Here is a 14,132-nt window from a genome sequence, read left to right as displayed (position 1 = left end):
TTTGCACCAATGAAATTCAAGGAGGCTCGTATGACTTTGATCCAAATCCAGTCCTTCCGGTTCGCTGCCGGGCTTTGGCTTGCTGCGATGATGGCGCTGGCTCCGCTCGCCCCGTCAACAGCGCAGGTCGCCAAAGTCAAAGTCGTTTCTGATGACGCCGGCGCTCGGCTGCAGGTGGAGGGCAGGGACTTCATGATCCTCGGAATGAATTGGGACTACTTCCCAATCGGCACAACCTACACTTACAGCCTCTGGCAGCAGTCCGACGAGGTCATCAAGGCGGCGCTCGACCGGGAAATGCCGCTGCTCAAGATCCTGGGCGTGAATGCGATCCGCCAATACGTCGGCGTTCCGCCGCGCTGGGTGCAGTACATTTACGAACGCCATGGCATCTATACCGTGCTCAACCACTCGTTCGGCCGTTACGGCGTCACGCTGGACGGGGTCTACGTCCAGAATACGAATTACGCCGATCCGCGCGCGCGCAAGGTGCTCATTGCCGAAGTCGAAAAAATGGTGGACGAGTTTCGCAATGTCCCCGGCGTGTTGATGTGGCTGTTGGGGAATGAAAACAACTACGGTCTCTTCTGGGGCGGCGCCGAAACCGAGGACATTCCTGTTGGTGAAACAAAGGAATCGGTTCGCGCCCGGCACATGTATTCCCTCTTCAATGAAGCCATTCAAGCCATCAAGGCGCGTGACGCGAACCATCCGGTTGCCATGTGCAACGGCGACCTGCTGTTCATCGACATCATTGCCAAAGAAATCCATGGCCTCGACGTGTTTGGGACCAACATGTACCGTGGCATTTCCTTCGGTGACGCTTTTGCGCAGGTCAAGGAAAAACTCGGCCTGCCGCTCATGATCACCGAATTTGGCGCGGATGCCTTCAATGCCAGGGACATGCGGGAAGATCAGATCGCGCAGGCGCGCTACGTGCTCGGCAATTGGCAGGAGATTTACGAGCAATCGAGCGGCAAAGGCCAGGTGGGCAATGCCATCGGCGGTTTCACATTTCAGTTCAGCGATGGCTGGTGGAAGTTCGGCCAGGAATCCAACCTCGACGTCCATGACATCAATGCCTCATGGGCCAACGGCGGATACCTGGAAGACTTCAAGCAGGGGGAAAACAATATGAACGAAGAGTGGTTTGGCATCTGCGCCAAAGGCCCGACCGATCAACGTGGGCTTTACGAACTCTATCCGCGCGCCGCCTACTATGCGCTGCAACGGGCATACACACTCGAACCATATGCCGCGGGAACCGATCGCGCCGCCATCCGGGCGCACTTCGGCAAGATCGAGCCGATGGCGGTTGCGCTGATCGCGCGCGGCGACCAAGCGGCCCTGCAGGCCGAAACGCTCCAGCGCGTGCGGGTGAGCGGGATGCGAGTCGAATTGGAGACGTACAGCACGGGCGGCAACCGCATCAGTACGCCGAAAGACCTGATCCCCGGCACCACCACCAGGCCGGCTTTTCGCGGCTTTGATCACCTGCAGTCATACTATGCCACTCTCGAAGCTCGCCCCGCCGAAAATGTCTCCGGCACCCTTTCGCTCAACTATCTCGGGCATGTCCCGGAAAATCCCATCAACGAAATTTTCTATGAGAATCGTGGCCGCACGCGCACGGTGCTGACGGATGATGGGCCTCTGCAACTGGGCGGCATCGAACGGCTGAAGGTTTATGGCGCTCAACTGTCTTGGGATGATCGCTGGTTCAAGCTGGATGGATTCTATCGCACCGGCCATTATCACTGGGGATATGAAGGCGACTTCTTCGGACTCTATCGGGAAGCGAACTACGGACCCAACATTGATCTCTACAACGCCGATGCCCCGTTGGGTCTCGAACTGGCGGGCAAGAAATCTCTCAACGGCCTCAAGGTCGCATTCGGGCCGGAGCTGTGGTGGGGCGCCAACCCTGCCGTGTTGGTGAAGTATCGTCGGCATGTCGGTCCCTTCCAGGCCACCGCGATTTATCAAGAAGACATCGACAGGCTGGCTGCAACGGTGAGCTCGTTTGCGGTGCCGGCGCCACCCACCCGAAAAGCCACCCTCCATCTCGCGGCCAGCCGCGGGCTGCTCGGCGTGGAGCTCGGCGGCATCTGGTCCGGCAACACCAAGATCGATGAGAGTTTCCTAATCGTTGATGGATCGCCGGGCAACTATCGCATTTTGCAGGACCGCATCAAACCTTCCGACACCTACGGCGGCAAAATCAAAGTCACCCTGACCAAAGGCCGCTGGAACTGGTACGCGCAAGGCGCGGCAATGGGCCTGGTGGCAGATGGCGGTCCAAGTTCTGCCCTTACCTTCACCGGCTGGCGGCTCAAGGACAGTGGCAGCGGTAACCAGTGGAATGCCCTCACGGGCCTGGCCGTCACGCTGGGCAACTGGCAGATCGCGCCCAACTTTCTCTGGCAGAAGCCGGTTGAAGGGCCGGTGCCGAGAGAGGTGCCCGCGCCGGGCAGGCCGCGCAACATTCTCGATGATCCCTTTGCGGTCCGCGGCAATCGCGAGACCACTGCCGGCGAGTTGCTGATCAATTACGATCCAACGCCGGCAACCTGGATGTACGCTTGGGACAGCGACGTTCGCGAAGACGCTGCTCTCGCATTCAGCACCGGCTTCATCTATCGGCACCAGCCAACCACACAGGATGCCGCCATCGGCATCTTGGCGGACGGCCGCACGATCTTTGCCTTCCCCGGCGCCACGCCGGCACGGGACGTTTGGGAGGCCTACAGTCGCATTGTCTCGAAATTACGGCCCGGCTTGGGTTTCATCGCAAATCTCTATGCCGGCGAGGGCGAACCGAACGGCAGCGACACGCGGCTGATCCATCGCTACGGCGGCGACGTTCGTTTGGCCACGGGTTCGTTCAAGCTCATCGCTGCGGCGAAGGTCAACGATTGGGGGCCGTACGACTATCACCGTGATTTCAATCTCACCTTCCCGCTGCAACTCATGGGCGATCTCTCGACCGTGCTGGGCACGCCGAATTGGTTCGATATTCCACAGACGCGGTTGGGCGTGTGTGTGACGTGGCGGTCGCTGGATCAATACTCGCCACGATACAGCCCGGCGCTCACGGTCGATGCCAGTGGTGCGTGGGTGCCGGATCCGGAGGCTCCGGGCCAGCCGGACGGCCGCGAGTGGGAGATCCGGACTTACTTGCACCTGAACCTCGGCAAATGATTTTGGAAACAGCACAGCTCCTTAACTTTGAGGCAAGATATGATTGCGAGAATCCCATTTCACTTCGTCGCCGCGGTGGCGATCCTCATCGGATTAGCCGGCTGTGAGAGGGACGTCAACACACTCACTCCGGCTTCGTATCCAACCAATGCGGAGATCTTTCTCGACGGCATCGCTGCCGGCCTTGACTACCAGGCCTTCAGCAATTCCAAGTTGAATGCGCTGCAGATCGATGCAACGGAGAAATACCAGGGTTCAAGATCATTGCAGATCACCGTGCCGAGCGAAGGCGATCCCTCCGGCTGGTTTGCCGGCGGCGCCTTTGTTGCGACGACGCCGCGCGACTTGTCGGGCTACGATGCGCTGACGTTTTGGGCAAAGGCGAGTGTTTCCGCGCCGCTCGGTCTGGTCGGATTCGGCAACGATAACACCGGCACTTCCCGATTCGTCACCTCGTGGTCAAAATTTACCCTCACCACCACCTGGCAAAAATACATCATCCCCATTCCGCTCGCCGAGAAACTGAAGCAGGAACGAGGCCTGTTCGAATATTCCGCCGGAGCGTTTGAAAAGGCCGGTTACTACATTTGGTTCGATGAAGTAAAGTTCGAACACCTCGGCACGATCGCTCACCCACGGCCCGCGATCACGACCAAAACCTTCACTGCCAAGGTAGGTGATACGCAGAACGTTGCAGGAACCGCCGTCACTTTCAATATCGCCGGGACTGATCAGACGGTTGACGCGACGCCAAGTTATTTCACCTTCATCTCCTCCGATCCTGCAGTAGCCACGGTCAGCGACGAAGGCGTGATCAGCGCGGTCGGAGTGGGCAACGCGACCATCACCGCCAAGCTCGGTGCGGTGGACGCAACGGGGGCAGTGACGGTGAACGTCAAGGAAGCGCAACCCGGCCCTGCGGTCCCTGCTCCCACGCCGACGCTGCCTGCCGGTGACGTCATTTCACTCTACAGTAATGCCTACACCAACGTCGCCGTTGATACGTGGTCGGCGGATTGGGACCAGGCTGAGGTGGCCGAGGTGAAGATTTCCGGAAACGATACCAGGCTGTACACGAACCTGACGTTCGCCGGCATCGAGTTCACTTCGCAAACCATCAATGCCTCGGCGATGACGCGCTTCCACATGGACATTTGGACGCCCGATCCCACCGCGGCACCGGCAGCGTTTCGGATCAAACTGGTTGATTTCGGCGCCGACGGCGTATTCGGTGGTGGCAATGACGCGGAGCACGAATTGACCTTCACGCAGGCCTCGACACCACCGTTGACCACGGGCAATTGGGTGAGCTTCGACATTCCGCTCGCGAACTTCACCGGCCTCACCACCAAAGGGCACCTGGCGCAGTTGATCATCTCGGGTGATCCGAAAACAGTGTACGTCGACAATGTCTACTTCCACAAGACCGCCGGGCCGACGGGACCCACGGCTCCCGCCCCCACACCGACCGTGCCTGCCGGTGACGTCGTCTCGCTCTTCAGCAACGCCTATACGAACGTGAATGTCGACACGTGGTCAGCCCCGTGGGATCAGGCCGAGTTGGCCGAGGTGAAGATCTCCGGCAATGACACGAAGCTTTACACGAATCTGACGTTTGCCGGCATCGAGTGCACCTCGCAGCCCATCAACGCCGAGGCGATGACGCGTTTCCACCTGGACCTCTGGACGCCCGACGCAACCGCGGCGCCGGCAGCATTCCGGATCAAACTGGTGGACTTCGGTGCCGACGGCGCGTTCGGCGGCGGCAATGATGTCGAGCACGAGTTGACCTTCACGCAAACCTCGACACCGCCGCTGGCTACGGGCAATTGGGTGAGCTTCGACATTCCGCTGGCGGACTTCACCGGCCTCACCACCAAAGGCCATCTGGCGCAGTTGATCATCTCCGGTGATCTGAAGACAGTGTATATCGACAATGTCTATTTCTACAAGACCGGCGGGGCGACCACGCCCACGGCGCCGGCCCCGACGCCGGCTTTTCCGGCGAGTGATGTTATCTCGCTGTTCAGCAACGCTTACACCAACGTCACCGTTGACACGTGGTCGGCCCCTTGGGATCAGGCCGACGTGGCTGATGAGAAGATTTCCGGCAATGACACGAAGCTTTATACCAATGTCACCTTCGCTGGTATCGAGTTCACCTCGCAGCCCATCAATGCCTCGGCGATGACGCGCTTCCACCTGGACCTCTGGACGCCCGACGCAACCGCGGCGCCGGCAGCTTTCCGGATCAAACTGGTGGACTTCGGTGCTGATGGCGCGTTCGGCGGCGGCAATGATGTCGAGCACGAGTTGACCTTCACGCAAACCTCGACACCGCCACTGGCCACGGGCAACTGGGTGAGCTTCGACATTCCGCTGGCGGACTTCACCGGCCTCGTCACCAAAGGCCACCTGGCGCAGTTGATCATCTCCGGTGATCTGAAAACGGTTTATGTGGATAATGTCCTTTTGCGCAAATAGCGGAGCCTACGCCACACCCGCACAAGGACGAAGCGCACGCAAAGGAATTAGGTATTGCAGGATCATGGGGGCAAAATCCGGCAAGGCGATTGCCTCATTTTGCCACCATGATCCTGCCAAGCAAAGAAGCAGCGGCAGATCAGCCAAAGAGAAGGAGAGCATTTTATGACTTGGCGCACATTCCGATTTACTGGCCTTGCGCAGTTGGCCGTCATTGCGATCATGTTCGCCGGTTGCAGCAATACCACCGAACCCGAGAAGCGGGAGTGGCAACTTGTCTGGCAGGACGAATTCGAGGGCGCGGCCGGCCAATTGCCCGACGCGACGCGCTGGGGCTACGATATCGGCACGGACTGGGGCAACGCCCAGCTCGAATACGATACCGACCGCCCCAAAAACGTCGCGCTCGACGGCGAGGGCCATCTTGCGATCACGGCGCATAAGGAGTCCTATCAGGGACAGCGCTACACCTCCGCGCGCATCAACACCCGCGGCCTGTTCGAGACGACTTACGGGCGGTTTGAGGCGCGCATTCGTCTGCCCTGGGGCCAGGGCATTTGGCCGGCCTTCTGGCTGCTCGGTGCGAATTTCGCAACGGTGGGCTGGCCCGCGTGCGGTGAAATCGACATCATGGAGTATCGCGGGCAGCAGCCGAGCACGGTACACGGCAGCGTGCACGGCCCCGGTTACTCAGCCGGGCAGGCGCTCACACGCCGATTCGATCTTGCGAAGGATAGATTCGACACCGATTTTCACCTATTCGCCGTGGAATGGGGCAAAGACCATATTCGCTTCTATGTCGATGAGGTGTTTTACCAGGAAATCACGCCGGGCGACCTGCCGGGCGCCTGGGTGTTCGATCATCCCTTTTACCTCATCCTGAATGTCGCGGTCGGAGGCAACTACGTCGGTTGGCCAAGTGACAATACGCCCTTTCCGCAAACCATGCTGGTCGATTATGTTCGAGTTTACAAAGAAGGTCGTTGAGCGCGCCCGTCGGTTTCCAATTGGCACTGCAGGTTCAAATTTGAAAGTTCTTAATCAGCGGATTGTTTATGAGTCAATCCAAGCACTACGAAACTGCGCCGGAAGATCGCATTCCGTTTGTCCAGAAACTGGTTTACGGGGTCGGCGCCTTCATCAACAACCTGCTGGCGGCAGCCAGCGGCGGAATGATGATCGTCCTCAATTTGGGCCTGGGCATGAATCCTGCGCTGGTCGGCCTGCTGGGGGCGTTGCCTCGGCTGACCGATGCGTTGATCGATCCCATCATGGGGTTTGTCTCCGATCACACCAGGTCGAGATGGGGTAGGCGAAGGCCTTATATTTTTCTCGGCGCCATCGCCTCCGGAATCACCTTTGCCCTGCTCTGGCAGTTGCCCGCCGGCAAAAGTGAAACGTTCTACTTCCTGTATTTTCTCTTCGGTTCGATTCTCTTCTACGTCGGCTATACGGTTTTTGCGGCACCGTGGGTCGCGCTCGGATACGAGCTTACTCCGGATTATCACGAGCGCACGCGGCTGATGGGCGTGCAAAACTTCATCGGCCAGCTTGCGTACGTGGTGTCGCCGTGGTTTCTGTGGATCATGACGTATAAGGGATTCTTCCAAGACCAGGTTTCCGGGGCCGCGGGCCTGGCCATCATCATTGGCGTCGTCACCATCGGCTTCGGCATCCTGCCGGCGATTTTTCTGAGGGAGCGTTTCAAGGACATTGCCGTGGCCGAAGCCGCCGAGCGCAAGGGCACCGCGAGCGCGGGCGGGGGCAGTGCCTTCCTGCAGCAGAGCATTGCGTTCTTCAAGGGGTTTGGAGCAACCCTGAAGTCCGGTCCCTTTCTCAAGCTCTGTCTCGCCACATTTCTCGTTTTCAACGGATTCATTTTGGTCTCGTCGTTTCAGCTTTACGTCATCATCTATTACGTGACCGGCGGTGATCAAGCGCTCGGCGCAAAATACGCGGGCTACGCCGGGACCGTTGGCGCCATCGGAACATTCGTTGTGATCATTTTGGTCACCTGGCTGGGCACCAAGATCGGCAAGCGGCGGGCATTTTTCATTTCGACCGCGGTTTCGATCGTGGGTTACGGGTTGAAGTGGATTTGCTACAACCCCAAGATTCCGCTGTTGGTCGTTCTCCCGGCGCCGCTTCTCGCATTTGGCCTCGGTGGTCTGTTCACTCTGATCCCGTCGATGGTCGCGGACGTTGTTGACGTGGACGAGCTGAAGACTCACCAACGTCGGGAAGGCATGTACAGCGCGATATTCTGGTGGGTGGTGAAAATGGGCATGGCCGCGGCGCTGGCCGGCGGCGGCTTCCTGCTCAACGCGACCGGCTTCGACATCGCGCTCGGCATGAATCAGGCCGCAAGCACGATCTTTCTCATGCGCCTGTGTGACGCCGGTATCCCGATGGTGGCCTCTGCCATCGCGATCTGGGCGGTGGCGCGCTTTCCGATTACCGAACAAAAAGCCCACGAAGTGCGATTGGAACTCGAGCGCAGAAGAGGCACGCCGGACGAGCAGGCTCCGCCAATCCCGCAACAGGAATCCGAAATATTGAGGAGACTCATGGAACAGAAAAGCATTGCTGAAAAGGTCGAGGCGCTGCTAGCCCGGATGGACCTGAACCAGAAGATCGGCCAAATGATCCAAACCGAGCGCATGGCGATCAGTCCGGCAGAAGTCAAGGCCTATCACATCGGCTCGGTATTGAGTGGCGGCGGCTCGCGGCCCGGGAACAACACCCCGGCGGACTGGGTTGCCATGAACGATGCCTACTGGGCGGCTTCAATGGAAGAGGATGAGGCCCACTTGGCGATCCCCATCCTCTATGGCGTGGATGCGATCCACGGGCACAACAATGTCCGCGGCGCCACGGTCTTCCCTCACAACATCGGGCTGGGCGCCGCGCATGATCCCGATTTGATCGAGCGCATCGCGCAGATTACGGCGCGAGAAATTCTGGCCACGGGCGTGGAGTGGACCTTCGCGCCCACCCTGGCCGTGGCGCGCAACGATCACTGGGGACGTACCTACGAAAGCTACTCGGAAGATCCGGAGATCGTCTGTGCCTACGCCGGGCGATTCGTGACCGGCCTGCAGGGCGACCTGGGACAGGACAGTGTCATCGCCTGCGCCAAACACTGGGTCGGCGACGGCGGTACAACACGAGGTGTTGACCAGGGCGAGACCACGGTGTCGTTGGCAGAACTGGAGAGAATTCACATCGCGCCGTACTACCCTGCCATCAATGCCGGTGTTCTTACCGTGATGGCCTCTTACAACAGTTGGAATGGCAACAAGTGTCACGGCCACTACTACCTGCTCACCGAGTTGCTGAAGAAGAAAATGGGCTTCCAAGGTTTCATCATCTCGGACTGGAACGGCACGGATCAGCTCGCGCAGGACTTCGCCGAGGCCGTCGCGCTCGGGGCCAATGCCGGCATCGACATGTTCATGGTTCCGGAAAAATGGAAGCTTTTGATCGAGACGCTGCGCGCGCATGTGCAGAAGGGAATTGTCTCCGTGGAACGAATCAACGACGCCGTGCGCCGGATTCTCACCGTGAAGTTTGCCTACGGCTTGTTCGAGAAACCGCGTCCTGCCGCCAGATACTGGTCGAATCAAGCGAGTTTCGGCTCAAAAGAACATCGGGAAGTTGCGCGCGAAGCGGTCAGAAAGTCGCTGGTTCTGTTGCAGAATCGCGATGCGATCCTGCCTGTAGCGAAAAATGCGCGCATACTCGTCGCCGGCAAGAATGCGGATAGTCGCGGCCATCAATGCGGCGGCTTCACCATCGAGTGGCAGGGCACCTCGGGCAATGGCGCCGTTGCCGGCGGCACCTCGATTTGGGAAGGCATTCATGAAGTCGCGCCGGCTGCGGTGCTGAGTGTCGATGGCGCCGCGGCGGATACGGAGAAGTTCGACGTCGCCCTGGTGGTGATTGGCGAGAGACCGTACGCGGAAGGTTTGGGTGACGTACGTGATGATGATAAGGTGGCGCTTGGCTCCGGCATGGAACGCCCGGACCTGGTTCTCAAGCCTTATGCACGCACGCTGGAGTTGGCCGTGTCCCACCCGGAGGATTTACAGACGATCCGGCGCATCACCGCCCAGGGCATACCGGTCGTGGCGATTTTGGTTTCCGGCAGGCCATTGGTGGTTAACCAGGAACTCGAGGAGGCTTCGGCGTTTGTTGCCGCCTGGCTGCCGGGATCCGAGGGCCAGGGAGTCGCGGATGTGATTTTCGGCGATCATGATTTTCAAGGAAAGCTGAGTTTCTCATGGCCGCGCGCGGATGACGATAACTGGAACAGAGGCGATGAGAGCTACAATCCTGTCTTTCCCTTCGGGTATGGCTTGTCGTACAGGAAAACCGGCGCCGTTTGATCCACCCAACAATCGCGGTTCGAAAAAGCAAACCAGATTTCTCGGAGAAGTCTGGTTTGCTTTTTTATTGCCCACGTTGAAAAACGCCACTCACTATTCACACAATAAATCGGCGCCAACGTTGTTTACCAGGGTAGAACAGCACCAAACCGCCTATGCAAGCACATGATCCCGCCTCCGATGCTGTATTGATCGCCAGGTTTCTCGGCGGCGAGGCAGCGGCATTTGAATCGCTGATCAATCCGCATCGGCAGCGGCTGTATTCGTACTTGTGCCGGATGATCGATGATTCCGAGTCGGCCAAAGATCTGTTGCAGGACGTGCTGGTCAAAGTGCTGCAAGCATTGCCGAAATATCGCGAGCAGCAAAAATTTTCCAGTTGGCTGTTCAGTACTACGCCATAAAGCGCTCGAAGTCAGAACAAAATTCCGAAAGATTCTTGACCGGAGAGCAACCGCTTGCACCGCGGAGCCGCGGAGAGCGCGGAGTTTTGAAATCAAGAGAGTCCTTCTCAGCAGTCTCCGCGTCTCGGCGGTGAGCTATTGAGGTGAATGGCACGGCAGTGTGTCCAAGTCTTCACAAGATCCTTACTGGATGACTGTGGTGGATACATCGTCTGAAACAACAGTGCACGAATCGGCCTTATTGCTGCCCGCGGGCTTCAGGTTTCAGCGTGTCTGAAGTTTGGTGTAGTTGCTTGGCATACAACCTCGACCTTAATTGGAATCATCACGCCCGTGCCGGGGAAGCGCGTTTTTGATTCCCACCAAATCAACTCCCAAAACCTGGCGGGCGAGGCGATCAAGCGCACTCGCTGCGCCGGTAAAATGGAACGTGCGATGCGTGTGGGTGAGTTTCTCGCCCGGCTGCAGCGCCTTGGCCGCGGAGGAAGATTCCAACTCATAAAACGGGCCCAGCGGCTTGGCGCCGGGACTCGACGGACCGTCATTGTAAGAGTTCGCCACGTCCCCGCCATAAGGGCGCTCCTGCAGTTCCCAGGCGGAATTCACATAATCCGTGGCGCTGCTGTCAAATGAGAATTGCACCACCGTCAGGACTTGGTTGACGGGATCATAGCTTCCCATCACAGGTTTGGTGGCGGACGGAGGAACGCCGATCTTGCTGCGATATTTGCCGTCACCGCTGAAATACGCAACACCATTCCTCACGACCAGGCGATCGGCGGGTACCTTGCCGAAATAGCCGTCATTGACCATTCCACTGTCACTGCCGCTGGTACGCAAGGGGATCACCACGGTGGTTTCATCCGAGGGATTGAACATGCCGAGAATCCAAATCGAGAGCAAACCGCTGGCTTTGGCCCAAGCCTGACTGCCGGTGTTGGTGATGGTATTCACCGTTTCAAACGCGACCGCGTTGACAGCGCCGGGCGGGAAACCCACATGTCCGGCAATCGCCTCCTCGTCCAGCAAAACAACCTCGCGCTCTACCTGCAACTGGAATTCAGTTCCGGCATAGTTGATCAGCTGCATGTCCTTGCGAAAGCGCACGCGCGAGCCGGATTGCTCGACCATTTCAAACGGTTCGGCATCGATCGGCGGCGGTGTCTGCCAGTGGGCTAGATCAAACGGATCGCCGGGCTTGAAAAAGATGGCGAACTGCCCGCCTTCCGGCCCCAGCCAAAACCGGTCTTCGCCACCAAAAGCATTCATATGTGGCTGAAGTTGGCCGGAAGCGATCAACGCATGATTGATCCAGCCCAGACTCAAGCCCTCGTTGCCGGAAGTGGTGCTGGTCAACACTCGCCCCTGGTAGCCGGGCACAATGAGAACCTTGGCCTGCCCGTTCGCGGACTCGAGGACGATGATCTTTTGGTGCCGGCTCACAAATTCCACCTCCGCGCCAAATGTGCGCGTTGGGTGCGACACGGCCTGCCCTCCATCGTTTTGCCGGCATGCAACAAAGATCACCGTGAGAACAACGCCGAGTGCCTGAAAGAGAATTGCTGTCTTTCTCATGATGTTGTGATCCCTTATTTGATTTCCAGCTCATCTTTACTTGGCAGCGCGGGAAAGGAAGCATGCGGCTCTTTTTGGTACCAAAACGCGACCGAGGCGAGGTCGTCCTGCAAAGGCAAATAGCGCCCTCCCGCGCGCCAGCCCAGCGCTTGGATGGTTACCCGCACGTCTTTCTCGAAACGAATGGGATCCATGATGTGCCAGCGATAAAGCCCAAACCGCTGTTGCGATTGCCACAGGCCGTCGGGCGAGAGAACTTGCGGCATGCCCGCAAACGGCGTGGTGTATTCCCGGTATTTATCATCCACGACGAAACCGTAGGACCCGAGAAAATAGTCCTCGGTACCGGTGCCGCAGATCGTCGGGAAATCCTTGTCCCCGTCGAGATAGAATTTGATTTCGCCTTCGCCCCACCAGCCCGAGCTGTTGGATCCCCAGCACATGTAGGTACCGACATACTGGCCTCGTCCTTTGACACCATCGAGGAGGGTGTAGACTTCTTTGTAAGGCACGGGATTGGTCCGGCGGAACTGCGCATGGAAATAGGCGGCGTCATCCGGTATTTGGTTGAGCATGTAGTTGATTTGGTAGTACAGCGTCATTTGCTTCTCGTCGAGATTCTCCATCGTGATCTTGCATGATTTCCGAAACGGCATGACCCAGAAGCAATTGAAGGCACTGCCGGGATTCACCGCGACCGGCAGGGACGACACCTGCGCATACTTGCCCCAGCCGCAGGCAAAGAAATCACCGACCGGAACCTCGACCGAAGGCTCGGCTTCGCCGTCCCAATAGAAGCGCAGAATCGCAAAGCGCCAGTTGCCCGCCGGCGTCATCCAGATCTGCTGGATCGCTCCCGGCCCGGCAATCTCGGCAAGCGTGAAAGTCTTGCCCGGCTCAATGTGAACATAAGGTGAAACCTTCCAGCCCTGCCCCAGATCTCGCGCCGCCGGCGCCGCCAGACCATCGACGGACATGCCGCCCTTGCCTTTTTCGCCGGTCAAGTTTTCCGGACTGATGGAGCGCGTTTTGGCCGCCGAGAGCTTGGGCAGATTTCCCAAGCTCATCTGTAGCCCGTCAAATTCCTGCGCGTACAGCGACACAACCGCAAAAGCCGACAGGAGCATCCCCACAACCAGTGATTTGAATGACATTGTCTTTTCCTCCTCAGCGCAAAAGTGAGCAAAAGAAATCTTGAGGCGGCACGAGCCGCGATCACCTCTCCCCCACCAAAAGTGAATTGAATCTGTGCAAACCAGCAGGGAAAGTCAAGGTGATTCAATGACGGGCCTGGCTGCGAGGAGTAGATTGACTATTCGGCAGGGAATCACGCTGGAATGGGCACGGCTGTTCGCGGCGCAGGAGAATCGCAGTCGGAAGGAATCGGCGTTATTTGAGCAGAATTGTCCAGGCTTTCGCTGCGCTGGCGGATAGTAAAGGCTTCGCCTGGGCACGCGGAGTGGTCGCGGCGCGCAACCGCTCTGGCATGGTCTCGCTCGTCGACGAGAGTCCGGCTGGTTTGCAAAGCCGCTCTTCCAGCCACCCGGGAGGCTGTTTCGTGGCCGAACCAAAAACGTCACCGCCCGGGCGGTTCGTCATTTCTGGACAGATACTCTGGCACATCTACCTCGGCCTGATAGATCTCCCTCCGCTACGGCGCATTTCACTCCGGAATAAGACTCTATAAAAATTAACCTTCTCCCATCGGGTTCGTTGCCGGGGCCGGGGAATCCACCGAAGTCCTCTGGTGAGGATGAAGAAGGGAGCAGTGATCAGTTGGCAGTGATCAGTGATTATGCGCTGGACCTGAACAATCCGAATCCGTTCAATCCTGTAACGATAATGAGTTTTCAGTTGCCGGTCGCCAGTCCACTGAGTTTGTCGATCTTCAACGCGAACGGGCAGGTTGTGAAGCAGGTGGCAAACGGCCAGTTTGCCCGCGGCAGGCATCAAATTGTTTGGAACGCGACGGATGCCAGCGGCACGCACTTGGCGAGCGGCGTGTATTTGTGCGCGATCACGGCGGGTGAATTCACTGCCCAGTGGAAGCCTTTGTTGATGAAGTAACCAGCACGGGCGA

The 14,132-nt window shown here is 58.4% G+C and carries 8 protein-coding genes; 6 read left to right on the top strand and 2 right to left on the bottom strand.

All coding sequences use genetic code 11. The features are described 5' to 3' along the window. Positions 1-30: 30 nt before the first annotated feature. The 5 genes from L6R21_14290 (at position 31) to L6R21_14270 (ending at position 10,477) form a co-directional block, all read left to right on the top strand. On the top strand, positions 31-3,201 hold the full coding sequence (locus L6R21_14290; GenBank protein ID MCK6560361.1) for a glycosidase: 3,171 nt from the start codon (positions 31-33) through the stop codon (positions 3,199-3,201). Positions 3,202-3,240: 39 nt separating this feature from the next. Then, the gene (locus L6R21_14285) at positions 3,241-5,685 is read left to right on the top strand and encodes a hypothetical protein (protein ID MCK6560360.1); all 2,445 of its coding nucleotides are present in this window, start codon (positions 3,241-3,243) and stop codon (positions 5,683-5,685) included. Positions 5,686-5,850: 165 nt separating this feature from the next. Further along, a complete protein-coding gene (locus tag L6R21_14280; GenBank protein MCK6560359.1) occupies positions 5,851-6,672 on the top strand; it encodes a glycoside hydrolase family 16 protein in 822 nt (273 codons plus the stop codon). Between the two features lie 68 nt (positions 6,673-6,740). Further along, positions 6,741-10,073: an MFS transporter gene (locus tag L6R21_14275; protein ID MCK6560358.1), complete on the top strand. Its 3,333-nt coding sequence runs from the start codon at positions 6,741-6,743 to the stop codon at positions 10,071-10,073. Positions 10,074-10,228: 155 nt separating this feature from the next. Next, a complete protein-coding gene (locus tag L6R21_14270; protein ID MCK6560357.1) occupies positions 10,229-10,477 on the top strand; it encodes a hypothetical protein in 249 nt (82 codons plus the stop codon). Positions 10,478-10,789: 312 nt separating this feature from the next. On the opposite strand, the gene L6R21_14265 is transcribed toward L6R21_14270, so the two are convergent. Both L6R21_14265 and L6R21_14260 read right to left on the bottom strand, forming a co-directional pair. After that, entirely contained in the window at positions 10,790-12,052 is a 1,263-nt protein-coding gene (locus L6R21_14265; protein ID MCK6560356.1) for a hypothetical protein, read from the bottom strand. 14 nt (positions 12,053-12,066) lie between these two features. Continuing rightward, positions 12,067-13,179: a DUF2961 domain-containing protein gene (locus tag L6R21_14260; protein MCK6560355.1), complete on the bottom strand. Its 1,113-nt coding sequence runs from the start codon at positions 13,177-13,179 to the stop codon at positions 12,067-12,069. Positions 13,180-13,765: 586 nt separating this feature from the next. On the opposite strand from L6R21_14260, the gene L6R21_14255 reads away from it, so the two are divergent. After that, positions 13,766-14,119, top strand: a complete 354-nt coding sequence (locus tag L6R21_14255; protein ID MCK6560354.1) for a T9SS type A sorting domain-containing protein — start codon at positions 13,766-13,768, stop codon at positions 14,117-14,119. Positions 14,120-14,132 lie beyond the last annotated feature (13 nt).

The sequence above is a fragment of the bacterium genome (genome assembly GCA_023150945.1).
Classification (GTDB): domain Bacteria; phylum Zhuqueibacterota; class Zhuqueibacteria; order Zhuqueibacterales; family Zhuqueibacteraceae; genus Coneutiohabitans.
Note: the sequence above shows the minus strand (reverse complement) of the source record. Positions and strands in the feature narration are given on the sequence as shown.

Excerpts from the sequence above, each read along its gene's own strand:
- L6R21_14290 (MCK6560361.1), top strand. The coding sequence starts at position 31 with ATGACTTTGATCCAAATCCAGTCCTTCCGGTTCGCTGCCGGGCTTTGG.
- L6R21_14285 (MCK6560360.1), top strand. The coding sequence starts at position 3,241 with ATGATTGCGAGAATCCCATTTCACTTCGTCGCCGCGGTGGCGATCCTC.
- L6R21_14280 (MCK6560359.1), top strand. The coding sequence starts at position 5,851 with ATGACTTGGCGCACATTCCGATTTACTGGCCTTGCGCAGTTGGCCGTC.
- L6R21_14275 (MCK6560358.1), top strand. The coding sequence starts at position 6,741 with ATGAGTCAATCCAAGCACTACGAAACTGCGCCGGAAGATCGCATTCCG.
- L6R21_14270 (MCK6560357.1), top strand. The coding sequence starts at position 10,229 with ATGCAAGCACATGATCCCGCCTCCGATGCTGTATTGATCGCCAGGTTT.
- L6R21_14265 (MCK6560356.1), bottom strand. The coding sequence starts at position 12,052 with ATGAGAAAGACAGCAATTCTCTTTCAGGCACTCGGCGTTGTTCTCACG.
- L6R21_14260 (MCK6560355.1), bottom strand. The coding sequence starts at position 13,179 with ATGCTCCTGTCGGCTTTTGCGGTTGTGTCGCTGTACGCGCAGGAATTT.